This is a genomic window from Roseibium aestuarii (genome assembly GCF_008477545.1).
GTDB classification, from domain to species: domain Bacteria; phylum Pseudomonadota; class Alphaproteobacteria; order Rhizobiales; family Stappiaceae; genus Roseibium; species Roseibium aestuarii.
This window is the reverse complement of sequence record NZ_VORA01000001.1, coordinates 837,330-861,422: the sequence shown is the minus strand read 5'-3', so window position 1 is coordinate 861,422 and position 24,093 is coordinate 837,330. Positions and strand designations below refer to the sequence as shown.

Here is a 24,093-nt window from a genome sequence, read left to right as displayed (position 1 = left end):
TATAGCTATGCTTTCGGTAGAAATCCACTCGGTGTTGAGGACCAACCCCATCTGACGAAATGGATCCCTTTGTGGGATGGAGAAGAGTGACGAAAACCCGCCGCCAAAATGCAAGGGCTCCGGACCGGTCGGTCGCGGAGCCCTTGTCTGCGTTGAACTGGAGCTTATGCCGCGTCTTCAGGCGACCATCTTGACCCAGTCGGAGGCATCGTCTTCGACCATGCAGGCGCCGAAGTCGATGTCGCCGGTGGCATGGAGGCAACCGGAGAGCTCCGCCACCACGCCGGGGCGGAATTCGAGCGCCAGGAAGCGCGCGTAATCCACCGGGCCCGGCAGGCAGACGTCGTCGAGGCGGTCGGCCTCGAAGCCGAAACGCTGGTAATAGGGCAGATCGCCGACAAGCAGCACGCAGCCGTGACCGGCGAGAGCGGCCTGGTTCAGCGCATGGCGCATCAGGCGGCCGCCGACAGCCTGGGACCGGCAGCTGGAATCGACCGCAAGCGGGCCGAGCAGGAGGGCCGGGCGGCCGGCCTCGTCGGTGACATGCCACAGGCGCACGGTGCCGACGAGAGTGCCCTCGTCGTCCAGCGCCACATAGGCGAAGGCCGGAAGACGGCCGGTGCGCAGACGTTCGGAGGTCTTGAGAAACCGGTCCGGACCAAAGGCGAGGTCGAGCAGGGCCTCGCGGGCGCCGACATGGGTCGGTGCTTCGTCAACGATATCGATCATTGTCGTCAGTCCCGAAGAGTTCGCGCGGAACTCAGATGACATGGGAGGCGAGCGGCGCGAAGCCGTTGAAGCCCACGGTGGAATAGGTCGTCGTGTAGGCGCCGCAAGCCTCGATCAGCACCTTGTCGCCGATGGCGAGGGACAGGGGCAGCTCGTAGGGCGTCTTCTCGTAAAGCACGTCGACACTGTCGCAGGTCGGGCCGGCCAGAACGCAGGGCGCGGTCTGGTCACCGTCCTTCGGGGTGCGGATCGGATAGCGGATCGCCTCGTCCATGGTCTCGGCGAGACCGTGGAACTTGCCGATATCCAGGTAGACCCAGCGGATCGGATCTTCCGCCGACTTGCGGGAGATCAGCACCACTTCGGCCTCGATCACGCCGGCATTGCCGACCATGCCGCGGCCCGGCTCGATGATGGTGGCTGGCAGGCGGTTGCCGAAATGGCGGGTCAGCGACTGGAAGATCGCCTCGCCATAGCTCGGCACGCCGGGGACGTCCTTGAGGTAGCGGGTCGGGAACCCGCCCCCCATGTTGACCATCTTCAGCTCGATGCCGCGTCGGGACATTTCGCCGAAGACGTCGGCAGCCATGGCAAGCGCGAGGTCCCAGGCGCCGAGGTTGGCTTGCTGGGAGCCGACATGGAACGAGACACCATAGGCTTCGAGGCCGAGGCGGTGGGCGTGCTCAAGCACGTCGGACGCCATGGCCGGTTCGCAGCCGAACTTGCGGGAGAGCGGCCATTCGGCCCCAACACCGTCGCAGAGAACGCGGCAGAAGACACGGGCGCCGGCTGCGGCACGGGCAATTTTTTCGACTTCTTCGACGCTGTCCACGGCGAAGAGACGAACTCCAAGGGCATACGCGCGGGCAATGTCACGTTCCTTCTTGATGGTGTTGCCATAAGAAATGCGGGAAGCATCGGCGCCGGTGGCGAGCACCATTTCGATCTCGCCGACGGAGGCGCAGTCGAAGGAGGAGCCCAGCTCGGCGAGCAGGTTCAGGATCTCAGGGGCCGGATTGGCCTTCGCCGCATAGAAGACGGAGGTGTCGGGCAGGGCTCCGGCAAAGGCGGCGTAGTTCTCGCGCACAATGTCCAGGTCAACCACCACGCAGGGGCCATCGCTTTTGCGGCGGCGGAGGAAGTCAAGAATTCGATCGCTCATCGGGAGGCTCCCAATCAAGTCTCAACACACGTCGCAGGAAGCCGGAGATGCAGATCCTCGTTCCCCCGGGTGGAACCGGAAGGCGGAAGAGCAAATCAGGCGACGGTTGGGCAGTGGCGACCGCGCTCAGGCGGACACGTCAAAGCTTTCCCGCAAGGGAATGCCGTTGATTGGATCGGGAGAACCGAACCGCACGTCGGGCAATGATGTAACAAGTGCCTCGTCAGTAACCCCGGAGGATGGAACCCCGGCAGAGACCAGAAAGGCCCTCTTACGTCGTTGCTTTAAGTCGTCCGGTTTGCTGCGACCGCTCCGGAGATCCGGAGGTGAATATCGGCAGCGGCCCCGTCTACAGATGGTGGACGACCACGGGCACGTGCGAATTTGGGCTAGTGCGTATTTGCTCTCATTCGGGGTGCAGATCAAGAATTTTTTTGACCCCGTCCGAGCTTTTTTCGGGCAAGGCGGAAATGCAGTTAACACAAGGCTTTCCCTGGGGTTTTCGTGCCTTTATGTGATCACAAATCGCGTCGGGGAGAGAGGCTGTCCAGCAGGCGGCGCAGAGGCGCGGCGAGGACTTGGCGGAGCGTGCGCAGGGGGCTCTTGGTCGATGGGGCCCGCCTGCGCTTCGTGCACTCGCATTAAGATCAGATCTGCGTCTGATTAAACTCAATATGCGCCTGTCATCAGGCACCCGCCATTGGGGACAACCCTAGGCAGGTGTTTTGCGGACCCCGGCGCTCCTGCCGGGGTCAAGACCCTCAGAGGGTCAGCCGCGGAACCAGCGGGGACCATGGCCCTCGCCGCGGCCTTCACCGCGACCGTCGTCCTCATCGTCATGGCCATGGCGGCCTTCGCCGCGCTCGTGGTCACCGTGATGGCCCTTCATGCCATGCTTCTCACCGCCGTGCTTGCCCTTGCCGAAATCGGCCTTGGTGATCACACCGTCGTCGTTGCGGTCTAGATGCTTCATCAGTTCGGCTTCGCGGGCATTGAACTCGCTGACCGTCAGGCCGAGGCTTCCGTCCTCGTCCATGTGCTGGAAGATCCGCACGACTCGGCCGTCGTTGAGGTCCATCCAGATGGAGCCGAACTCGTCCAGAGAGACGCCGCCGGACTTGTCCGCATCGGCCTTGGCAAACATCTCGGCACGCTTGGCATCGAATTCGGCGCGGGTCACCTTGCCGTCGTCGTCACCATCCATGTCTGCGAACATCTGCATCATGCCCATGCGGCCGCCCATCGGGCCTTCACCGGGATGCCCCATGCCACGCGGTCCATGCTCGCGGTCGTCGTCCTGTCCCTTGCGGGCCTGACGCTCGTCGCCGGGCTTGCCTGCGCCCGGGCCCTTGCTCATGCCCTGGCCCTGGCCCATGCCTTCACCGCGCTTTTCGCCCTTCGGGCCGCGCGGGGTCAGCTCGCCATCGCCGTCCCGGTCCATCCGGTCGAAAATCCGCTCGGCGATCTTGTCATATTCGGCCTGGGTCACCGTGCCGTCGCCATCGGCATCCAGCCGCTGGAAGGCACGCACCTGCATCGGCTTGCTCATTTCGGCAAAGCCGGCCTTGAACTCGGCAAGGCTCACCTCGGAGCTCTTGTCCGCATCGGCCTTGGCGAATTTCTCCGCGATGACGGCGTCGATCTCGGACTGGGTGATGACCCCGTCCTTGTTGGTGTCGAACGTCTGGAACATGTGCTTGGCGTGAGCACCTCGGCCGGGGCCCATGCCCTTCTTTCCGAAGCCTTGGCCGAAGCCCTGGCCGAAGCCATGACCGTATCCATGTGCCATTTCCATCTGACCCGGGTCCTTGTCCCCACCGCGCCAGAACTTGCCCCCCTCGGCGTGTGCAGTCACCGCGCCCCCGGCCACTCCAGCAGCCAGAAGTGCCATGGTCAGGGTCTTGATCGGTTTCATGCCAGTCTCCTTTGGGCATCGTTGCGATGGCCTGAAGATAGGAAGCACCTGTCTCAGAACTACGCCGGGAATCGCCGGAAGTGTGATCGTCTGTCCCGCTTCTCGGCGGCCGTTACACCCTGTTACAGTTTCAGCCGATTGCGCGGTGTTTCCCGATCTGTACAAAGATGATGCGGATCGTCACCCTTGGGGAAGACGATGGATCGGCGCCGTCCCGGTACCCGATCCCAGCCCCCCGGAGCGGCCGCAAGAGCCTGCCCCCCCAAAGACGGAGACCTTCCCCGTGAACGTGCCGAGCCCCCATATCCTGATCGTTGACGACCATCGCGACATTCGCGAGACGCTCGCCCGCTATCTGGTCAAGAACGGGCTGCGGGCCACCACGGCGGAAAATGCCGCCCATGCCCGCAAGGCCATGAAGGCGGCTGCCATCGATCTGGTGGTGCTCGACATCATGATGCCCGGCGAGGACGGGCTTTCCCTGTGCCGGCATCTGGTGGAAACCGGCTCAACCCCGGTGATCCTGCTGACCGCCATGGCGGATGACACGGACCGGGTGATCGGGCTGGAGATCGGCGCCGATGATTACGTGACCAAGCCCTTCAATCCGCGTGAGCTGCTGGCCCGCATCCGCGCCGTCCTGCGGCGCACCGGATCCCAGCCGAAAGAGCGCGATCCGGTGGAACAGGAAGTGCTGCGCTTCGAGGGCTGGGAGCTGAGCGTGCCCAAGCGCGAGCTGACCGACCCGGACGGGGTGGCCGTGCCCCTGTCGAGCGGCGAGTTCACCCTGCTCTGCGCCTTTCTGAAGCGCCCGAAGATGGTGCTGAACCGGGATCAGCTGCTGGACCTGACCACCGGCCGGGCGCCGACGGTCTTCGACCGGTCGATCGACAACCAGGTCTCGCGCCTGCGCCGCAAGATCGAGGTCGACAGCAAGGACCCGAAATTGATCAAGACCGTCTGGGGCGGCGGCTACATGTTCACCGCCGACGTGGCGACGGAGGCCTGACGTGCACTTCACCTCCCCTCCTGATGGCGGCGCGCCCGAGGCGACGCCGCCCCCCGCTTCCCGCTCGCGCTGGAGCCCCGCGCGGCTCTGGCCGGCGAGCCTGTCCGGTCAGCTGATCACCCTTCTGGTCCTCGCGATCCTGGTCGCCCAGGGCATCAGCATCTGGATCTTCCACGACGAGCGGCGCCTGGCGCTGGCGGAAGTGGCGCGGGACAACATCCTGTCGCGCTCGGTCGCCATGGCGCGGCTGGTGGAAGACATGCCGAAGGATTTTCAGGCACGGGTGCTGGAGGCCGGCCGCAGCCGCTTCTCCAATTTCTGGATCGCCGATGCGCCGGCTGCCGATCCGCGCGAGCCGAGCAAGACGGAACGGCGTGTCGTCGCTTGGCTTCAGGGCGAGTTCGACGAAGCGCGCGACATCCGCCTCGACATCAACCGCAAGCGCGAGGACATGAGCGCGGAGGAGCGCAGCTTCAAGGACCAGCAGGTGCAGAGCTGGCGCGAGCGGCAGATGCGCGAGCACTCGGACGACGAGCACGAGCGGAAGACCTCCCTTGAAAAGGCCCTGTCCGGCAAGGGCGACGTCGCCAAGGATCTGGACGAGGACTTCCGGCCGCGCAAGTGGCACAAGGATGTGGCGCTGTCGATCCGGCTCAAGGACGGGCGCTGGTTCAATATGACGACGGATTATCGTCCGCCGGACCGCTCCATCATCCCCTTCCTGGTGCAGCTTCTCCTGACCATCGTGGCGACCAGCGTCATCGTCGCCTTCCTGATGCGGCGGCTCTCGCGCCCCTTGCGGGATCTGGCCGGCGCGGCCGAGCGGCTCGGCCGGGGCGAGACCGTCGAGGCCCTGCCGGAGAGCGGACCGGGCGAGGTGCAGGCCCTGACCCGCGCCTTCAACGACATGCAGGACCGTCTGACCCGCTTCGTGCAGGACCGGACCCGCATGCTGGCCGCCATCAGCCATGACCTGCGCACGCCCATCACGTCCCTGCGCCTGCGGGCGGAGTTCATCGACGATGACGAGAACCGGGAGAAGATGATCGCCACGCTGGACGAGATGAGCCAGATGACCGAGGCCACCCTTGCCTTCGCCCGGGACGAGGCGACCCGCGAGGAGGCGCAGAAGCTGGACCTCGGCTCCCTGCTGCAATCGCTGGCCGACGACCAGCAGGACATGGGCCATGACGTGAAGGCGGAGGACCACGGCCGTCTGGTGGTGCGTTGCCGGCCTCTGGCCCTGAAGCGGGCCCTGCGCAACCTGATCGAGAACGGGGTGCGCTACGGCGCGTCTGTCTGCCTGTCCTACGCTCAGGATGCCGGCAATGCGGTGATCCATGTGCGCGACAAGGGCCCCGGGATCCCGGAGGACCGGCTGCGCGACGTGTTCGAGCCCTTTGTCCGGCTGGAGGAAAGCCGCTCGGAGGAAACCGGCGGCATCGGCCTCGGGCTCTCCATCACCCGCTCGATCATCCACGCCCATGGCGGCACGGTGACCCTGGCCAACCACCCGGACGGCGGGCTGGACGTGGAAGTGCGCCTGCCGCTGGGGGGGTGAGGGAGGGCGCCTCTAGGCCTTGCTGTCCGCCGGGGCCTCGTCCCGGTCGGTGAGGCCGTAGTCACGCAGGACATGGGCAACACGCAGGCGGTAGTCGGCAAAGAAGCTGGCGCGGCCGGCAGACTGGGCGCGGCGGTGCTCCATCAGGTTGCGCCACTGGTCGAGGGCGGCCTCGTCACGGAAGAAGGACACGGAGAGCAGCTTGTCCGGGTCGGTCAGGCTCTGGAAGCGCTCGACGGAGAGAAAGCCGTCAATCTCTGCCAGATGGGGCCGCAGGCGCGCGGCCATGTCCAGATAGTCCTGCTTGTGTTCGGCCTTCGGCCAGACCTCGAAGATCACGGCAATCATCCGGCACCCTCCCCTTGCGGCTCGCCTCGGCGAGCCCTTGTCCTCCGCCCCAGAGTGACCGGAGTGCGGCGGGTTTCTCAAGGGCAGATCGCGCGGATCCCGGCGCGATCCACGGTTTGCACGCGGTCCTCAGCGCTCATAGGCCACATAGGCGAAGGCCGCCCCGTCGGGTGCCCAGGAGGGCACGTTGATCGTTCCCTGCCCGCCGAACAGACGGACAAGGGACTGCTTTTCTCCGCCTTCCGGATCGATCAGCCGCAGTTCGACCTCACGGTCGCGGGGATGGCCGAGGGTTCCGGGCTCATAGGAGAGATAGACCACCCAGTCGCCACAGGGCGAGGGATGGGGAAACCAGTTGACCCGCTCGTCGTCGGTCATGCGGGTCAGGCCGGTTCCCGCTGTCGTCATGCGCCAGAGCTGGGCGTGGCCGTCCCGGTCGGAGTTGAACCAGATGTAGCGGCCGCAGGCGCTGTAGTCGGGACCATCCGCATGGCCGGAGCCATCGGTGAGCCGGCGTTCGGGGCCCCCGTCGCGGGGACAGGTGTAAATGTCGAAGCGCCCGCCCCGCTCGGCACAGTAGGCCAAGGTGCTGCCATCGGGCGAGATGCCATGCCAGTAGGAGGGCTCGAGCGGCGTCACCTCCACCGGCGTCCCGCCCTCGATGGGCAGGCGGTAGATGCGCGAGGCGCCGGTCTCGCTCTGATCGGAGAGCAGGATCTCCCGGCCGCAGGGGGAAATCCCGTGGTCATTGTTGCAGCGAAGGGCGAATTCCGTGTTGATCGGGTCGAGCTCGGCCACCGCATCCTCGTGCAGGTCCACCCGGAAGAGCAGGCCGTCGCCATTGACGATGAGCGCCGAGCCATCCGGCATCCAGTTCGGGGCCTCGATCAGGCGATCGGTGGCCAGAACCTCCCGACTGTCGCCACTGGCCATGTCGAAGATCATCAGACGGCTGCGCATGAAGGTGATCCTCCGTGGTCTGGCGGACCGGATCTCCTCCCGGTTCGCTCCGGGAAATATACTGCAATTCGGCGCAAGAGGGGACGCCTGGACCCGCGCCATGCTCAACGGATGGCAAAGACGCTTGCCCCAGGACGGCGCAGCACGGCTTTCGGGCAACAAAAAACCCGGCGGTGGGGCCGGGTTCTTTTACAGGTCGTGCACAGATCGGAGTCTTTTTTGGTGCTCCTTATTCGGAAGGCCCGTGGTCGCCGGTGAGGCCAGCGGGGGCCTTTTCTCGAATGGGGTCGGTTAGGAATAGACCTTCTTCACCTCGCTCAGGAGGCGATAGAGGGAGCCTGGCAGCCAGGGCAACCGGTCACGGTTGAAATCCTGCCGGTGCCGGACAAGGAGGGTGCGGGCGACGAAGACATTCATGGGGGATCTCCGATGACATCTGCGTTGAAAGTCGATGCTTAGAATTTAGCGCACCCAGTGCGCCTTTCAAGACCTCATTCTTCAGATTGACGCAAAAACTCTAATTTTCCCCTACGTCATTTTTGAGCCGAGCCCACCGACATGAGAATGCTCCTCGGTTGTCCTGCTCGGGCGCGATCCGGGTTGCTGCGGCACAAGTAAAAACCCCCGGAGCCTGCGCCCCGGGGGTTTCAGTCTCAGTCAGCTAGCCAGTCTCAGCTGGCCGCGCGGGCCTTGAACTCGCGGCGGCGGGCATGGAGGACCGGCTCGGTGTAGCCGTTGGGCTGGCTGGTACCCTCGAAGACCAAATCGCAGGCCGCCTGGAAGCCGATGGAGGCGTCGAAATCGGCGGACATGGCGCGATAGGCCGGGTCGCCGGCGTTCTGCTCGTCCACCAGACTTGCCATGCGCTTCAGGGTTTCCATCACCTGCTCCTTCGAGCAGACGCCATGGCGCAGCCAGTTGGCAATGTGCTGGGAGGAGATGCGCAGGGTGGCACGGTCTTCCATCAGGCCGACATTGTTGATGTCGGGCACCTTGGAACAGCCGACGCCCTGTTCGACCCAGCGCACCACATAGCCCAGGATGCCCTGCGCATTGTTGTCGAGCTCGGCCTGAATGTCGGCGGGGGCCCAGTTCGGACGCTCCGCCACCGGGATGGACAGAATATCCTCGAGCTTCGCCTTGGCGCGGGTCTTCAGCTCGGCCTGACGATCCTTCACCGAAACCTGATGGTAATGCAGCGCATGAAGCGTGGCGGCGGTGGGGGACGGCACCCAGGCGGTGTTGGCGCCGGCCTTCGGATGGCCGATCTTCTGCTCCAGCATGGCCTGCATCAGGTCGGGCATGGCCCACATGCCCTTGCCGATCTGGGCGTGGCCGGGCAGACCGCAGGCGAGGCCCACGTCCACGTTGTTGTTCTCGTAAGCCGCGATCCAGGGAGCCGCCTTCATGTCGCCCTTGCGGATCATCGGGCCCGCTTCCATGGAGGTGTGCATCTCGTCGCCGGTGCGGTCCAGGAAGCCGGTGTTGATGAAGAACACCCGGTCCTTGGCAGCACGGATGCACTGCTTGAGGTTGACCGTGGTGCGGCGTTCCTCGTCCATGATGCCCATCTTGAGGGTGTTGGCGTCCATCCCCAGGATCTGCTCGATGCGACCGAAGAGCTCGTTAGCGAAGGCCACTTCCTCCGGGCCGTGCATCTTGGGCTTCACGATGTAGATCGATCCGGCGCGCGAATTCAGGCGCTTGCCGTTCGGGCCGATGTCATGCAGGCCGATGAGAGAGGTCACCAGACCGTCAAGGATGCCTTCCGGGATCTCGTTGCCCGCTTCGTCCAGCACCGCGTCGATGGTCATCAGGTGACCGACATTGCGCACCAGCAGCAGCGAGCGACCATGCAGGGAGACGGAGCCCTGTCCATCCGGCGCGGTGTAGCTGCGGTCCCCGTTGAGCTTGCGGGTCACGGTCTTGCCGCCCTTCTCGAAGCTCTCGACCAGATCGCCCTTCAGCAGGCCCAGCCAGTTGCCATAGACGACAACCTTGTCCTCGGCGTCGACGGCGGCAACAGAGTCCTCGCAGTCCATGATGGTGGAGAGCGCGGATTCCAGGATCACGTCGGCGATGTGGGCCTTGTCGGTCTTGCCGATCGGATGCGCGGCATCGACAACGATGTCCAGATGCAGGCCGTTCTTCACCAGCAGCACGTTGGTCGGCGCGCTCGCCTCCCCCCGGTAACCGGCGAACTGGGCGGCGTCCTTGAGCGCGACCGGCTGACCGGAAACGGTCACGGCGAGGGCGCCATCGACGACGGCGAGGCCTTCCGCATCGGCCCAGGAGCCGGAGGCAAGCGGGGCGCTCTCGTCCAGCACCTTGCGCGCATGGGCGATCACCTCCGCGCCACGGGCAGCGTCAAAGCCGCCGCCGGCCGGCAGAGAGCCCATGGCATCGGTGCCATAGAGCGCATCATAGAGCGAGCCCCAGCGGGCATTGGCCGCGTTCAGCGCGTAGCGGGCGTTCATCACCGGCACGACGAGCTGGGGCCCGGCGACGGTGGAAATCTCCGGGTCCACATTGGCGGTGGCGACGGCGAAGTCCTCGCCTTCCGGCGTCAGATAGCCGATCTCGGTCAGGAAGGCCTTGTAGGTGACCATGTCCGGCGTGCCCGGATTGGCGCGGTGCCAGGCGTCGATCTGCTCCTGCAGCTGGTCACGACGGGCCAGAAGCTCGCGATTGCGGGGCGCGAGATCGCGGACAAGGGCGGCCAGACCGGCCCAGAAGGCTTCCTGGGTCACGCCGGTTCCCGGCAGGGCCTTGTCGTTCACGAAGTCATGGAGCTCCTTGGCCACCTGAAGGCCGTGCGTGCTCACTCGCGTTCCCATTGTCTCAACTCCTGTCTGTCCCCGGGCCCGGATGGCGCAGCCCCGCTCTCGCGGCGGCCTGCGGGCGCAAGGGTGTCGATTGTCCCTTTCCTTGTCGCGGGTTGCGGCCCGCGGGTCAATTCGTCGCTGCCACAATTACTTTTTCCAAAACGGAAATAATCTCAGAAACTTTCAACGCGTATAAGTAAGCAAGACTTACGATCCAGGCCCAAACCGTCCTTGCCAGCGGGCAAGCCATGCGCCACAACCAACTGACAAGACAGGCGTGCGACCGGTTCACCGTGGAGGCACGCCGGTCCCGTTCACTCACCCGGAGCCGCAAGCCGCGCTCCACGCGGTTTCCCCGGCCGCGCCAGTCCAGGACCCTTTCATGATTGCAGCAAGCCTCCGACAGGGCGGCCGCGCTTACGGCAATGCCTATGTCCTCCTCATCCTGACCGCGCTCTTCTTCGGCGGCAACACGGTGGCGGGCAAGCTGGCGCTCGGCGAAGTGTCGCCGATGGCGGTCGTGATGCTGCGCTGGATCATCGTCTCCGGTGTCCTGACCATCGCCCTGCGCAAGCGGATCGCCCGGGAATGGCCTCTCATCCGCCGGCATCTCTGGGTCATGGCCGCGATGGCGATCGTCGGCTTCGTCGGCTTCAATTCGCTGTTCTACGTCTCGGCGCGCTACACCAACGCGGTCAACATGGGCATCATTCAGGGCTCGATCCCGGTGCTCGTGCTGCTGGGGTCGGTCGCGGTGTTCCACACCAGGGTCGCCGCACTTCAGGGGCTCGGCATTCTTGCGACCCTCGGCGGCGTGGCGCTGGTCGCCTCGCACGGGGACCTGTCGAGCCTGGCCAGCCTGGCGCTGAACCCGGGCGACGGCATCATGCTCATCGCCTGCATCTTCTACACGGGCTACACGCTCGCCCTGCGCAACCGGCCGCCGATCTCCGGGCTGGTGTTCTTCACCGTGCTGTCGATCTTCGCCGCCATCGGCACCCTGCCGCTGATTGCCTATGAGATCGTCACCGGCACCGTGCAGTGGCCGACGCCCACCGGCTGGCTCGTGGTGCTCTATATTTCGCTCTTCCCCTCGTGCCTGGCGCAGATCTTCTTCATCCGGGGCGTGGAAATGATCGGACCGGCCCGAGCCGGGGTCTTCATCAACCTGGTTCCGGTCTTTGCAGCCATTCTGGCGGTGCTGATCCTGGGCGAGGATTTCCAGCTCTTCCACGGCATCGCCATGGGGCTGGTGCTGGGCGGGATCTGGCTTTCGGAGCGGTTCAAGGCGACCGGTTGAGGCCGGGGGAGCGCCGCTTCCCCACCCCTTTCCCGAACTCGTCAACACCTTGCCAAGCTTCTGCCCGGGCAAGACCTTGGCAATGCCTTAGAGCCTTGTAAGATCGGCAGAATGGAAACACCCTTCGTCCTTGCCGCATTTGCCGGATTGCTCGTCGTCATCGCCCTGGTCCAGCCCCTGGCGCGACGGCTCGATCTGTCGCCGACCGTTCTTCTGGCGACCTTCGGCACGCTGATCGGCATTGGCGCGACCTATCTGCTCTACACGCCGCGCACGGACGTCTTCAACGAGATCGCCGTGGTCTTCGTCGACGTTCCCCTCGACGCCCAGCAGATCCTCTACATCTTCCTGCCCCTGCTGCTGTTCCAGACCAGCCTGACGCTCGACGTGCGCCGCAGTCTGGAGGACGTGGGGCCGATCCTCGTCATGGCGGTCGTAGCGGTGTTCTTCGCCACCGCCTTCATCGGCCTGGCGCTTTACCCCTTGAGCGACGTGCCGCTGATGGCCTGCCTGCTGCTTGGGGCCATCGTGGCGACCACGGATCCGGTCGCGGTGGTCGCGATCTTCCGCGACATCGGCGCGCCTGCCCGGCTGGTGCGCATCGTCGAGGGGGAAAGCCTGCTGAACGATGCGGCGGCCGTCGTGCTCTTCGTGCTGCTGCTCGGGCTTCTGACGGGCACGCGCGACATGACCATGGGCGATGCGGTGATTGCCTTCTTCCGCGCCTTCACCGGCGGCATGCTGACGGGCATCATCATCGGCCGGCTCTTCGTGCTGCTGCTGCCGCTGCTGCGGGGCATGCGACTGGCACAGGTCACCCTGTCGCTGGCCCTGCCCTATCTGCTCTATGTGATCGCCGATCAGGTGGCGGATGTGTCGGCGGTCGTGGCGGTGGTCATGGCCGGGATCGTGTTCAACCTCTATGGCCCGGCCCGGATCTCGCCGGAGGCCTGGACCTTCCTGCAGGACATCTGGGAACAGATCGCCTACTGGGCCTCGTCCCTCATCTTCATTCTCGCCGCCATCCTGATCCCCCAGCTCGTGCAGGGGTTCGAACCCATCGACATCCTGCTGCTGGTGGTTCTGGTGGTCGCCGCCCTTGCGGCGCGCGCCGTGGTGATCTTCGGCCTCTTGCCCTTGCTGACAGCCATGCGCATGGGGCAGGCGGTCGACTTCCGCTACAAGACCGTGATGCTCTGGGGCGGCATGCGCGGCGCGATCACCCTCGTGCTGGCCCTGTCCGTTTCCGAACACCTGTTGCTGGACGATGAGGTCGTCGGCTTTGTCACCAAGCTGGCCACCGGTTTCGTGCTTTTCACCCTGCTGGTCTACGGCCCGAGCCTCAAGCCGCTGATCAAGGTCTTGCGGCTCGATCAGCTCAGTGCCCGCGACCAGGCGCTCTCCAACCAGTTCCTCGCCCTCGTGCTGGCCGATGTGCGCCAGGAGATCGCCGACACGGCCCGGGCCTACAACATTCCACCGAAGGTCGCCCGCGAGGTGATGGCGGACTATGAGGCGCGGATCGAGGAAGTGAACGCGCGCACCACGTCCATCGAGGACCTGAAGGACCGGGAGCGGGTCACCCTCGGCCTCATCGCGCTGGCCGAGCGGGAACGGGAACTGGTGCTGGAGCACTTCCGCGAGAAGACGATTTCCGGCCGCTCCGTCGCCCTGCATCTGGCGGTCGCCGGCCGCATCGGCGACGCCACGCGCCAGGATGGGCGCATCGGCTATAACCGGGCCTCGCGCGCGCCCTTGCGCTTCGGCCTGCGTTACCGCGTCGCCCAGCGCCTGCAGCGGACGCTCAGGATCCAGAGCTTCCTGGCGCGGCTGATCGCGGACCGGTTCGAATATCTTCTGGTGTCCGACATCATTGCGGACGAGCTGGTCGCCTTCAACCGGCGCCGGGTGCGTCCGCTGGTGGGCGACCGGATCGGCGACATCCTGCATGACACGCTGGTCAACCGGCGGGACGAGATCAAGGCCGCGCTGGAGGCGTTGCGCCTGCAGTATCCCGACTATGCCGAGACCCAGGAGCGCATGTTCCTTCATCGCACCGCCCTGCGGCTGGAGGATACGGCCTATCAGGAAGCCCATGACCACACGCTGATCGGGTCGGAGGTGTTTTCTTCCCTGCGTGAGGAGATCGACGCGACCCGCCGCCGCACCACCGTGCGCCCCAGCCTCGATCTCGGCCTCAACACGACCGATCTGATCACCAAGCACGCGCTCTTCGCGGACATGCCCGACGACCGCAAGCGCCAGCTCGCCAAGCTGATGAAGCCACGGTTTGCCACGCCCGGCGAACGGCTCATCACCCGTGGCGAAAAGGGCGATGCCGCCTTCTTCATCTCCTCTGGCGCGGTGGAAGTGCGCACGGGCACCGACGTGTTCCGTCTGGGCCGTGGCGACATGTTCGGCGAGATCGCGCTCATCACCGGCAAGCCGCGCACGGCGGATGTGGTGGCGCTCGGCTATTGCCAGCTGCTCGTGCTCTCTGCGGCCGATTATCTGCGTCTGGTGGAAACCGCCCCGGACATCAAGGCCCAGATGGACGACATGTCGAGCCGGCGCGAGAGCATGAATGCCAACGGCACGGCCGAGGATGAAACCCCCGAGGTCGGCACGTCTCAAGACAGCACTTCGGCGAACACGCCGCTGCTAAGCCAGGAGCTCTCCCAAGGCACAGACGCTATGGAAGAGGCTGCGGTTTCCCCGGAAGGCGATGCGGATCCGGACCGGCCGAAGGTGACGGCGGAGCCCTCCTGAGGAGAGATCCGCTTAAAGGCTCCGAAGACCGCGTCCGGCAGCCCGGCCCCGGAGCGAACCGTCAGGCATCCGCCTTGTCGGTTGCATCTTCCTTGCGGCCGAACATGCCACTCAGCCAGCCGCGCCCGGTCTTCGCCGCAAGCTCCTCGCCTTCCGTCTCCCCCTCGGCGCTGACGGTTTCGGAAAAGGTCTTGAAGAACTCGCCGGCCAGCCGCTTGGCCGTGCTGTCGATGAGCCGCGATCCGAGCTGAGCAATCTTGCCGCCGACCTGGGCATCGACCTCATAGTGAAGGAGGGTGATATCGGGCCCCTCTTCCTCCAGCCGGACGAAGGCCCCGCCCCGTGCAAAGCCGGCGACGCCGCCGCTCCCCTCGCCGACGATGCGATAGCTTTCGGGCGGGTTCAGATCCTCAAGGGTCACCTTGCCCGCAAAGCTCGCCTTCACCGGCCCCACCTTGAGGCGCACCGTCGCCTCCATCTCGGTGTCGGACGTCTTTTCCAGGGCCTCGCAGCCGGGAATGGAGAGGCGCAGCACCTCCGGGTCGTTGAGTGCGGCCCAGACCGTCTCTCGCGGAGCGACGATCCTCTGGCTGTCCGCCATCTTCATGGCATGCCTCCTTCTCGTGTCTATTCCTGTCCGGGAACGGCTCTTCCGGCGGGGCCTTCGAAGGATGAGGGCCCGTCCGCCCGTATCCTTCGCCCCGCTGCCGGTCAGTCCCGTTGCCCGGGTCGGGTCAGGCGATGATCTCGCCGATCAGCATGTTCGGCGTGATGTCGGTGAAATGGGTGATGTCGGCCAGAGCGGGCGCGGCGGCGGCCATGCCCTGCCGGTACATGTCCTCGTTCTCGAAGACGAGCGTCGCCACCGCGACATAGGGAGCCGGGGTGTCGGGACCACCGGAGACGCCGCGCACGATCAGGCGCTGCTTCAGGAACGGGCCCATGTGCTCGTCCACGATGGCCATGTGCCGGGTCGTGTAATAGTCGAAATCGAATCGACCGCCTTCAACGGCCGGATAGATGACCTGCAACGTGATGGCCACGGCGGCTTCCTCCCCTTCCCTGTCCGGTTACCGAACCGGAGCGTACGCCCAGTCGAACGGGTTCGCGCCCCACGGTCAAGTTAACGTTGGTCGAATGGTGCCTCTGATTGCACCAATCCCCAGGACAAGGATGAAGAGCAGGGTCTTGCGGCGCTTCAGGAACCCGCTCAGGCCTTGCGGCCGACCACCATTTCCCGCTTGCCCGCAAAGCCACGGGTCTTCTCGATGGCAAAGCCTGCTGCCGCCAGATTGCGCCGCACCCATCCGGCGGACGTGTAGGTGGCGAGCGTTCCGCCGTCGGCGGTGAGCTCTGCCACATGGGCGAGAAGGCCCGCATCCCAGAGCTCCGGATTGCGCGAGGGGGCGAAGCCGTCGAGGAACCAGGCATCCACCGCCGCACCGGCCTGGGCACTGGTTTGGGTACTGGCCTGCCGGATCAGCTCGCGCGCGTCCCCGATGCCGAGGAGCAGCTCATGCGCACCGAAGGACAGGCGGTTCCAGCCGGGCTCCGGGACCCAGCATTCCAGCAGACTGGCCGCCTCATCGGCAAGCTCGGGCCAGGCGGCAAGAGCCGTGGCGAGCTGGTCGCGGTCGAGGGGATAGAGCTCGAAGGAGAGAAAGGTCAGGGCCGGTGGCGAGACGATGTCTCCCAGCGCGTGCAGGGTCGTCAGGAAGTTCAGGCCGGTGCCAAAGCCGAGTTCGCCGATGACAAAGCGGCTGCGGCCGTGCCAGCGCTCCGGCAGACCGTTGCCGGCCAGGAAGACATGACGGGTCTCCGCAAGTCCTCCCGCCTTGGAGAAATAGGTGTCCGAAAAGCGCGTCGACCGGGGGATGCCGCCCTCCAGCCACTCAAGCTCCGGCGCCTGTGGAAGAGCCTGCGCGGTCCCGTCCTCCCGATCGGCTGCGTCCGGTCCGTCGCACATCGTCGCGCCCCCTTGAGCTTGCCCCGCGATGGGGCTATCCCGGACGCCGACATGCGCGCCCCTCGCGTGCCGCTTTACCCGGGCCGGAGCGCTCTGCCAAGCCTCCCCGCCCCTCACGCCCAGACGGATCCCGATCATGCTCGCTTCCTCGTCCCGCACCTTCGACCTTGCCGTGGTGGGCGCGGGCATCTTCGGCCTGTCGATTGCCCGCGAGGCCATGGAGGCAGGCCTGCGGGTGGTGGTTCTGGAGGCCGGAACCCTCGGCTCGGGAGCCTCGGGCGGACTGCTCGGCGCTCTCATGCCCCACATGCCGGCCCGCTGGAACCCGAAGAAACAGTTCCAGTTCGACGCCCTGACCTCCATCGGTGGCCACCTGGCGCGTCTCGAAGCGGAGACGGGCCTGTCCGCGGGATACCGCGCCTGCGGCCGCATTCTGCCCATCGTCAGCGAGGAGCGCCTGGACCATCACCGGGAGAGATCGGCGGAAGCCGCGGAGCGCTGGGTGCTGCAGGGCCGGGAGCTGCGCTATGATCTGGAGCCCTGCGGGGCGCGGGCCGACTGGCTGGCGCCGGAGGCCGCGCCCTTCGGTCTGGTGCACGAGACCCTGGCCGCCCGCGTGGCGCCGCGCGCCTATCTGGCCGCCCTCGCCGAGGCGCTGCGCCATCCCGCCCCCCAGTCGACGGGTGGTGTGCCGCTGACGGCAGCGATGCTTCTGGAAGATCATGCGGTCACCGGGTTCGATCCGGCGAACGGGCAAATTCTCGTCGACGGTCGGGAGAGCGGCATTGTTGCGGAGCAGATCGTGCTCACAGCGGGGTTCCGCAGCTTCCACCTGTTGCAGCAGGTCACCGGCCAGGCAATCGGACGGGGAGAGAAGGGTCAGGCGCTGCTGCTTGACGGCCAGGGACTTGAGGACCGCCCGGCCGTCTATTGCGACGGTCTCTATGTGGTGCCCCATGACGATGGCACGGTTGCCGTGGGCAGCACGTCAGAGCGGCACGAAGAGACCACGCATGTGGACATGGCCGCGACCGACGATCTGCTGACGCGGGCAAGGGCTTTCTGCCCGGCGCTCGAAGGGCGGCAGGTTCTGGAACGCTGGGCGGGGGTGCGGCCGCGCTGCAACAAGCGCGATCCGCTGGTGGGCCGGGTACCGGGGCAGGAGCGGATGCTGGTGGCGACCGGTGGCTTCAAGATTTCCTTCGGCATCGCCCACCGGATCGCCGAGGCGCTGGTGGACACGGCAACGGGGCGCTCCGGCCGGATCACCCTGCCGGACAGTTTCCGTCCTGAACATCATTTCGCGTGAAGGACAAGCGGGCTCGCGCGCCTGAAAGCCTAGCCGAGAAGCCAGGACCCCAGGGCATAGAGACCATAGAGGCTGAGGGCGATGGAGCCCCAGAAAAGGACATTCTTGAGGATCAGCCCGGCCAGACCGGACTGACGGCGGGCAGAAGCGCGCGTTGCGGCTTCCTGGGTGCCTGTGGCCATCTTGCGGCGCTCCCGAATTGCACGGACATCTGAGGCCATCGTGACCGGGAGTCCTTTCCCGCCGGTTAAGACAATTCTTCCAATTCTAGGCATCTGCACGATTTGCCAATGGCCTTGCCCCATCACGCGTTTTTTCCTAAGTCCCTTTCAGGATCCGCCCTGGTCAGGCCCCTCCGCCTGGGCAGGCCACGGCTCCCCTTTCGCCCTGCCTGAAACCGATACCGGGAATTCCCATGAGCCTGGACAGCGTACGCGCCCATCTGGCAGCCGCCGCCCCCGACCTGACCATCCTGATCACGCAAGAGAGCAGCGCCACCGTGGCCGAGGCCGCCCTCGCCCATCTGGTGGAGCCCGCCCAGATCGCCAAGACGCTGTCCTTCCGGGTGGGGGATGAGGTCTGCCTGCTGGTGGCCCGCGGGGACGCGCGCCTGGACAACAAGAAGGCCAAGGCCGCCTTCGGCACCAAGGTGAAGATGCTGGCGCTGGACGAGGTGCTGGAGCTGACAGGCCATCCGGTCGGCGGCGTTTGCCCCTTCGGCCTTGCCACGCCGCTGCGGGTCTATTGCGACGAGAGCCTGAAGGCCTTCGCCGAGGTGATCCCCGCCGCCGGCGCCATCAACGCCGCCGTGCGCATCGCCCCGGACCGGATGGCCGAGATCACCAACGCCACCTGGGTGGACGTGTGCCAGGAACCGGCGGCGGCCTGAGGCTTGATGCCTGACAGTGACCAGATCCTGAGGACGCACTTCGCCCCGGCCGCGCCCTCACCACAACGGTCATCCCCGCCCCCGAGCGGGGATGACCGCTGAGATCAACGACAAAAGGCCCCGGAGCCGATGCCCGGGGCCTTGTCGTGAGCGGATCCGTCTTCCTCAGTGCATCCAGCCTAGAGCATCCAGATGGAGAGCTGAGGGAAGAAGAGCAGCAATGCCAGAACCATGATCTGCAGCACGATGAAGGGCAGCAGGGACTGATAGATCTGGCCGAGGGTGATGTCCCGTGGCGCGACGCTCTTCAGATAGAAGGCCGCCGGCCCGAAGGGGGGCGTCAGGTAGGACACCTGCATGTTCACCGCGAAGAGAATGCCGAACCAGATCGGGTCGTAGCCAAGCTGGCGCACGATCGGCACGAAGATCGGCAAGGTCAGCAGGGCGATGCCGATCCAGTCGAGGAACATGCCGAGCACGATCAGGATCAGCATCATCACCAGGATGATCACCACCGGCGCCGCATCGAGGCCGAGAATGGCCGAAGAGACGAAGCGATTGCCGCCCATCAGGTTGTAGACCCCGACAAGGACGGCGGCGGCAATGCCGATCCAGATGATCATGCCGCAGGTCTCCAGCGTGTGCACCAGACTGTCCTGCAGCATCCGGAGGTTCAATTCGCGCCGGAGCAGGGACAGCACCAGCACGGCCGAGACACCGAGCGCGGCCGCTTCCGTCACCGAGGCGACACCGCCATAGATCGACCCGAGCACCACGAGGATGATCAGGAAGGGCTGGAACAGGGCCCTCAATGCGCCGAGCACGGTTTCCTGCGCTCGCTCTTCCGCCGACATGGGCGGCCCCATGTCCGGGTTCCTGAGGCAACGGAAGAGCACATAGGCGATATAGGCGCCCAGCAGAAGCAGGGCCGGCGTGACGGCGGCCACGAAGAGATCGGCAATGGATACGCCCGCCACCAGCCCGTAGATGATCAGCACGATGGACGGCGGCATCATGGTGCCGAGCGATCCCCCCGCGCAGACCACCCCGATGGAGAGGTTGCGGTCGTAACCCAGACGCAGCATGTGCGGCAGGGCCAGGATGCCGAGCAGCACGATCTCGCCGCCGATGACCCCGGACATGGCGGCCATCAGGGTGGCGACGATCAGCGTCTGCACCGCCACGCCGCCGGGAAGGCGGCCGGCGAGGATCCTCATGCCGTTGAACAGGTCCCTGGCGATGCCGGAGCGATCCAGCAGGGCCGCCATGAAGACGAACATGGGAATGGCCACCAGGGAATATTCGGTGATGAAGCCGAAGATGCGCGAGGTGACCAGCGGCAGGGCCATTTCGCCGAACCAGCCGTAGGTGAAGACGAGGGCCACCAGGCCGGTGACCCAGGCGAGCGGCAGGCCGGTGACCAGAAGCATGAAGATCGCACCGACCAGCACATAGGTGCCGTATTCGATGCCGAGAGCGTTCAGTCCCATGTCAGCGCCCTCCCCTGACCGGTTCCACCGGCACCCGGCGGCGGATCGCCTCGAGCAGATGCAGGAGCGACTGCACGAACATCAGGCAGACGCAGAGAAAGATGATGATCTTGAGCAGCGCCGGGGTCGGCGGGTTCCAGGAGGTTCCCGTCCCCTCGAAATGGATCGCCCCGGTCGGCGTGTGGGTGGCCTTCCAGGCGATGGTCCAGCCGGCGTGGCCGAGCCCGGCGAAAAAGATCATGGCGATGATCGAGTTCACGATGTCGAGCCAGCGGCGGGTGCGGTCGGAGACGGCGTCATAGAGCACCCGGACGCGGATGTGCTTGTCGCGGGATAGTGCGATCGGCCCACCGATGAGAAAGACGGCGGCAATCAGGAACGTGGTCGATTCATGGGCCCAGTAGGTCGGGCTGTCGAAGACGTAACGCGCGATCACCTCGTAGACGCTGATCGCGAAGGCCAGAAAGATGATCCAGGAAAAGGCCCGCGCGGTCATGGCGATGGCGGCATCGAGCGGCGAGCGGATCTCGCCCCCCTCTCCGTGCGGTTCGTGAAGCGGATCGCGCGCCTGGGGCACTGATGGATCCCCTGGACGTTGAAGGTCGGTCATTGGTCGGTTCCCCTCCCCGGGATGCGACACTCTCGTGCAGAAGCGAACGCCCGGCGGAGACCGCCGGGCGCAGAATGCGGGGGAAGCAGGGCTTCAGAGCAGGTTGCGGCCCTTCAGATAGGCAACGACCGCATCATAGTAGCGCTGGGTCATGTCGTTCTTGGCAGCCCAGGTTTCCCATTCGGCTTGCGCGATGCGGCGGAACTTGGCCCGTTCGTCGCCCGACCAGTTGATGATCTCGATCTCCGGATTGGCCTTCGCCTTGGTCACGGCCTCGGCGTCAAGCTTGCGCACGGAATAGACGTGCTGGAAGATGAAGACATCGACGGAGGCCTTGAGGACGGCCTTCAGATCGTCCGGCAGGCCGTCCCAGATCGCCTTGTTCATCGAGATGTCGATGAGCGGCAGGGAGTGGAAGCCCGGATAGAGCGGATAATGGGCAATGTCGTTCATGCCCTGGGCCTGGTTGGTGGCAAAGACCGTGTAGTCGGCCGCATCCACCACGCCCTTGTCGAGAGCCGTGAAGACTTCCGATCCCGGCAGCGCCACCGGCGCGGCACCGGCCTTCTGGAAAATCTCGTAGACCATGCCTTCCGGCGCGCGCAGCTTCACGCCCTTGAGATCCTCGACCGAGCGGATCGGCACCTTGGCAACGAAGGCTTCCGGCTCGGTTGCCGCTGCGCCAAGGAACTGCACGCCGTAGGGCGCCACCAGCTCGGCATAGAGATCATTGCCGCCGCCGGACTGCATGAAGCCCAGAAGCTCGAAGGGGTCGGACCAGGCGCCCACCAGATTGCCCATCATGGCGAAGGCGGGATCCTTCCCGGCAAAATAGCTCGGGTCCGTGAGATGGCCCTGAAGAATACCGGCGCCGACAGCCTCCAGCGTATCCGTGTGCGGCACCACTGCGCCGAGCGGCAGGATCTCGATCTCGATCCGGCCGCCGGACATGTCCTTCACCGCTTCCGCCCACTTCTGCTTGTTGACGAAGCCCGGTTCGCCGGCGGTTTCCGAGGTCTGGAATGTCCAGTTGTAATCGGCAGCATTCGCGGCCGCGCAAAGCACCAGCACCGATGCCGAGGTGGCAACGGCTTTCAACATTGACTTGAACATGAAAGATTTCCTCCCGAGAAATACATGGTGAGACAGGTTTCAGCGCCTCCCACCGACATGGAGGTACGTACCTCAATTCGGCTCACCAAAACCCTGTTTCCCCTGCAGAGGATCATTCCTCGTCAGCTCTGACAAGGGCGGGGCGGCGAAAAAATACCTGAAGAGGGCGTGTAAACTGATCGCAAGGGGGCGCGACCGCAGGCAACGCCTGCTAGGATGGCACGGCAACCGGGACCTCCATCTTGAGCTGCTCTGCCCCAGAGTGAGCGGTTTCAGACCTGTCTCTCTCCGATCCCGCTGCGGGAATCACTCGCTAACCGGATCGGGTTCCGCCTGTTCCTCAACCGCAAAGCCCGCCCATGTCCGAAGATCACGATATCCGCCGCTCCTCCCTCCTCCGCGCCCTTGGCGACAATCAGGCCGGTCTCGAGCGCGAAGGGGCGAATTGGACGTCAGGTCCGTCGACGGGGAGCATGGCCCACGGGCAGCGCGACCTTCCCCAGGGCCCCTTCCGCTTCATCGCGCTGGATGTAGAAACGGCCAATTCGGACCGCTCGAGCATCTGTCAGGTGGGCATTGCCTGCGTGGACGAGACCCATCGCATCAGCACCTGGTCGAGCTACATCGACCCTTGCACCAGCGACTGGAGCTGCACCTGGGTGCATGGAATCACCGCGCGCACGGTGCGCGGCGCACCGGATTTCCCCTCCGTGCTTGCCCTGCTCGACCCGCTTCTGTACGGCCACACGATCTTCCAGCATTCCACCTTCGACCGCAGCGCCTTCAGTGCGGCCTGTGCCCTGCACCAGCTCGATGCGCCCGCATGGCAATGGCAGGACAGCGTCAAGGTCGCCCGGGTGGCCTGGCCGGAGCTCAAGGGCAATGGCGGCCATGGGCTGGCCTCGCTCAAGTCCCATCTAGGGCTCGATTTCCGCCATCACGACGGGGAGGAAGATGCCCGCGCCTCGGCGGAAATCGTCGTGCGGGCAGAGACCCTGACGGGTCTGCATTTCAGCACTCTGGCGCTGGGTCCCCAGACGCCCTCGCGCAAGCGCCGGCTGCAGTCAACCGACTGACCGCGCCCTGCGCGCAGACAGGCTTCCGTACACGAGGGATCAGCACCGCTGAGCCATCGCGCCGACGGTCTCATGCCGTCGTCGAAAGCTGTCAGGAAGAGGGGGTGGCTGGGGTGCCAGGATTCGAACCTGGGAATGGCGGTACCAAAAACCGCTGCCTTACCGCTTGGCGACACCCCAATAACCCACGCGGGAGGCAAAGCCCTCGAACCGCGTCGATGGGAAGGGTGTATAGCCAAGGGCTTGAGAAGTTTCAAGACCGGGACTGGACAGGTCTTGCGGCGCTTTCCTCCGTTATCCCCAGAGGATGCGTGGCCAGGAGAAGGCTTCCCCCAGAAGCACGCCCGTGGCTTGAGCCCATGGCCTGCCTCTGCTTGGGGATCGGCGCGCCATCAACCCCGCCCCCACGCGCTTGGCATCGCGATGACGCAGCCTCTCCCCGCACCGCGTGCTGAACGGGCCTCCCGAGCTCCTTTCGATCAGCCGGCTCATTTTTTTCAAAGCAGCACGGGAGGTTTGCCGGGACATAGATCCCTCCCCGCGCTCGCGCTGCAAAAAATGCTGCGGCGAGGCACCAAAAAGCGGGACATCCGGTTGCCGCAAGGGCTTCCGCCAGCTTTCGGATCCCGCTTGCGGAAATGGGCCGGCGGCGGCCTGTGGATGACTTTCCAGCGCCTGAAACTTTCCACAGACAGGGTGACAAATCCTCTTGCGGGGTCCGGGGAGCGGTGCTAATAGAGCGCCACATCAGCGGCGGCAACGCCTCACCGCTGTTCCCGACAAGCTCTCAAGTGCTTGTAAATATTGTGTCGGAGTGTAGCGCAGCCTGGTAGCGCACCTCGTTCGGGACGAGGGGGTCGGAGGTTCGAATCCTCTCACTCCGACCATTCTTTCTCTCTCATAAATCACTGATCTGAAAGAGCCTTTCGCCTTGTGGCGAGATGCGGCGCTTTCGCCAATTTTTCAGGTGCCAATGAAACTGCCAATGAAACCCGGCGGATTTGTTGACTTGAGCTGGCCGATCCTTCCGTCCGGACAAGGCTCATCGCTCGGCACGAGCGA

At 65.3% G+C, this 24,093-nt stretch carries 21 protein-coding genes, 2 tRNA genes and 1 pseudogene; 9 read left to right on the top strand and 15 right to left on the bottom strand.

The genetic code is table 11. The features are described from left to right. Window positions 1–177 precede the first annotated feature (177 nt). The 3 genes from FR728_RS03695 to FR728_RS03685 form a co-directional block, all read right to left on the bottom strand. Window positions 178–729 carry a GNAT family N-acetyltransferase gene (locus FR728_RS03695; RefSeq protein ID WP_149891275.1) on the bottom strand — a complete coding sequence of 184 codons (552 nt, stop codon included), beginning with the start codon at window positions 727–729 and terminating at the stop codon, window positions 178–180. A 31-nt stretch (window positions 730–760) separates the two neighbouring features. Further along, window positions 761–1,891: a type III PLP-dependent enzyme gene (locus FR728_RS03690; protein ID WP_149891274.1), complete on the bottom strand. Its 1,131-nt coding sequence runs from the start codon at window positions 1,889–1,891 to the stop codon at window positions 761–763. A 769-nt stretch (window positions 1,892–2,660) separates the two neighbouring features. Further along, entirely contained in the window at window positions 2,661–3,806 is a 1,146-nt protein-coding gene (locus FR728_RS03685) for an EF-hand domain-containing protein (protein ID WP_149891273.1), read from the bottom strand. Window positions 3,807–4,089: 283 nt separating this feature from the next. On the opposite strand from FR728_RS03685, the gene FR728_RS03680 reads away from it, so the two are divergent. Both FR728_RS03680 and FR728_RS03675 read left to right on the top strand, forming a co-directional pair. Beyond that, complete coding sequence (locus FR728_RS03680; RefSeq protein ID WP_149891272.1) at window positions 4,090–4,815, top strand: response regulator; 726 nt, start codon at window positions 4,090–4,092, stop codon at window positions 4,813–4,815. A 1-nt stretch (window position 4,816) separates the two neighbouring features. Further along, entirely contained in the window at window positions 4,817–6,376 is a 1,560-nt protein-coding gene (locus tag FR728_RS03675; protein ID WP_149891271.1) for an ATP-binding protein, read from the top strand. A gap of 12 nt (window positions 6,377–6,388) precedes the next feature. Here FR728_RS03675 and FR728_RS03670 read toward each other — a convergent pair whose 3' ends face one another. The 4 genes from FR728_RS03670 to FR728_RS03660 form a co-directional block, all read right to left on the bottom strand. Next, entirely contained in the window at window positions 6,389–6,724 is a 336-nt protein-coding gene (locus FR728_RS03670; protein ID WP_149891270.1) for an antibiotic biosynthesis monooxygenase family protein, read from the bottom strand. A 129-nt stretch (window positions 6,725–6,853) separates the two neighbouring features. Further along, window positions 6,854–7,684: a TolB family protein gene (locus FR728_RS03665; protein ID WP_149891269.1), complete on the bottom strand. Its 831-nt coding sequence runs from the start codon at window positions 7,682–7,684 to the stop codon at window positions 6,854–6,856. A gap of 291 nt (window positions 7,685–7,975) precedes the next feature. Further along, on the bottom strand, window positions 7,976–8,101 hold the full coding sequence (locus FR728_RS19680) for a hypothetical protein (protein ID WP_280115322.1): 126 nt from the start codon (window positions 8,099–8,101) through the stop codon (window positions 7,976–7,978). 254 nt (window positions 8,102–8,355) lie between these two features. Beyond that, window positions 8,356–10,521: a malate synthase G gene (locus FR728_RS03660; protein WP_149891268.1), complete on the bottom strand. Its 2,166-nt coding sequence runs from the start codon at window positions 10,519–10,521 to the stop codon at window positions 8,356–8,358. Between the two features lie 370 nt (window positions 10,522–10,891). On the opposite strand from FR728_RS03660, the gene FR728_RS03655 reads away from it, so the two are divergent. The 3 genes and pseudogenes from FR728_RS03655 (at window position 10,892) to FR728_RS19770 (ending at window position 14,578) form a co-directional block, all read left to right on the top strand. Then, entirely contained in the window at window positions 10,892–11,809 is a 918-nt protein-coding gene (locus FR728_RS03655; RefSeq protein WP_149891267.1) for a DMT family transporter, read from the top strand. 111 nt (window positions 11,810–11,920) lie between these two features. Further along, a pseudogene (locus tag FR728_RS19775) lies at window positions 11,921–13,108 on the top strand (cation:proton antiporter); the annotation flags it as partial. Between the two features lie 741 nt (window positions 13,109–13,849). Then, complete coding sequence (locus FR728_RS19770) at window positions 13,850–14,578, top strand: cyclic nucleotide-binding domain-containing protein (RefSeq protein WP_425280844.1); 729 nt, start codon at window positions 13,850–13,852, stop codon at window positions 14,576–14,578. Between the two features lie 61 nt (window positions 14,579–14,639). Here the strand turns inward: FR728_RS19770 and FR728_RS03645 are convergent, their stop codons facing one another. The 3 genes from FR728_RS03645 to mnmC2 form a co-directional block, all read right to left on the bottom strand. Then, the gene (locus tag FR728_RS03645; RefSeq protein WP_149891265.1) at window positions 14,640–15,185 is read right to left on the bottom strand and encodes an SRPBCC family protein; all 546 of its coding nucleotides are present in this window, start codon (window positions 15,183–15,185) and stop codon (window positions 14,640–14,642) included. 127 nt (window positions 15,186–15,312) lie between these two features. Further along, the gene (locus FR728_RS03640) at window positions 15,313–15,621 is read right to left on the bottom strand and encodes an EthD family reductase (protein ID WP_149891264.1); all 309 of its coding nucleotides are present in this window, start codon (window positions 15,619–15,621) and stop codon (window positions 15,313–15,315) included. Between the two features lie 167 nt (window positions 15,622–15,788). Further along, entirely contained in the window at window positions 15,789–16,544 is a 756-nt protein-coding gene (gene mnmC2 / locus FR728_RS03635) for a tRNA (5-methylaminomethyl-2-thiouridine)(34)-methyltransferase MnmC2 (RefSeq protein ID WP_149891263.1), read from the bottom strand. 136 nt (window positions 16,545–16,680) lie between these two features. On the opposite strand from mnmC2, the gene FR728_RS03630 reads away from it, so the two are divergent. Continuing rightward, window positions 16,681–17,853, top strand: a complete 1,173-nt coding sequence (locus tag FR728_RS03630) for an NAD(P)/FAD-dependent oxidoreductase (protein WP_149891262.1) — start codon at window positions 16,681–16,683, stop codon at window positions 17,851–17,853. Between the two features lie 29 nt (window positions 17,854–17,882). Here the strand turns inward: FR728_RS03630 and FR728_RS19295 are convergent, their stop codons facing one another. Then, a complete protein-coding gene (locus FR728_RS19295; RefSeq protein WP_188318775.1) occupies window positions 17,883–18,035 on the bottom strand; it encodes a hypothetical protein in 153 nt (50 codons plus the stop codon). 233 nt (window positions 18,036–18,268) lie between these two features. Between FR728_RS19295 and FR728_RS03625 the strand changes: the two genes are divergently transcribed. Beyond that, window positions 18,269–18,742 carry a YbaK/EbsC family protein gene (locus FR728_RS03625; protein WP_149891261.1) on the top strand — a complete coding sequence of 158 codons (474 nt, stop codon included), beginning with the start codon at window positions 18,269–18,271 and terminating at the stop codon, window positions 18,740–18,742. Window positions 18,743–18,921: 179 nt separating this feature from the next. Here FR728_RS03625 and FR728_RS03620 read toward each other — a convergent pair whose 3' ends face one another. The 3 genes from FR728_RS03620 to FR728_RS03610 all read right to left on the bottom strand — a co-directional run bounded on the left by FR728_RS03620 (window position 18,922) and on the right by FR728_RS03610 (window position 21,955). Then, window positions 18,922–20,232, bottom strand: coding sequence for a TRAP transporter large permease (locus tag FR728_RS03620; protein WP_149891260.1), 1,311 nt, complete (start codon window positions 20,230–20,232; stop codon window positions 18,922–18,924). Between the two features lies 1 nt (window position 20,233). Then, window positions 20,234–20,842, bottom strand: coding sequence for a TRAP transporter small permease subunit (locus FR728_RS03615; protein ID WP_149891259.1), 609 nt, complete (start codon window positions 20,840–20,842; stop codon window positions 20,234–20,236). Window positions 20,843–20,935: 93 nt separating this feature from the next. Beyond that, entirely contained in the window at window positions 20,936–21,955 is a 1,020-nt protein-coding gene (locus tag FR728_RS03610; RefSeq protein ID WP_149891258.1) for a TRAP transporter substrate-binding protein, read from the bottom strand. Between the two features lie 359 nt (window positions 21,956–22,314). Here FR728_RS03610 and FR728_RS03605 point away from each other — a divergent pair, with 359 nt between their 5' ends. After that, the gene (locus tag FR728_RS03605; protein ID WP_244304371.1) at window positions 22,315–23,031 is read left to right on the top strand and encodes a 3'-5' exonuclease; all 717 of its coding nucleotides are present in this window, start codon (window positions 22,315–22,317) and stop codon (window positions 23,029–23,031) included. Between the two features lie 105 nt (window positions 23,032–23,136). On the opposite strand, the gene FR728_RS03600 is transcribed toward FR728_RS03605, so the two are convergent. Beyond that, window positions 23,137–23,211: transfer RNA gene (locus FR728_RS03600), tRNA-Gln, on the bottom strand. A 630-nt stretch (window positions 23,212–23,841) separates the two neighbouring features. Between FR728_RS03600 and FR728_RS03595 the strand changes: the two genes are divergently transcribed. Further along, window positions 23,842–23,918, top strand: a tRNA-Pro gene (locus FR728_RS03595). Window positions 23,919–24,093 lie beyond the last annotated feature (175 nt).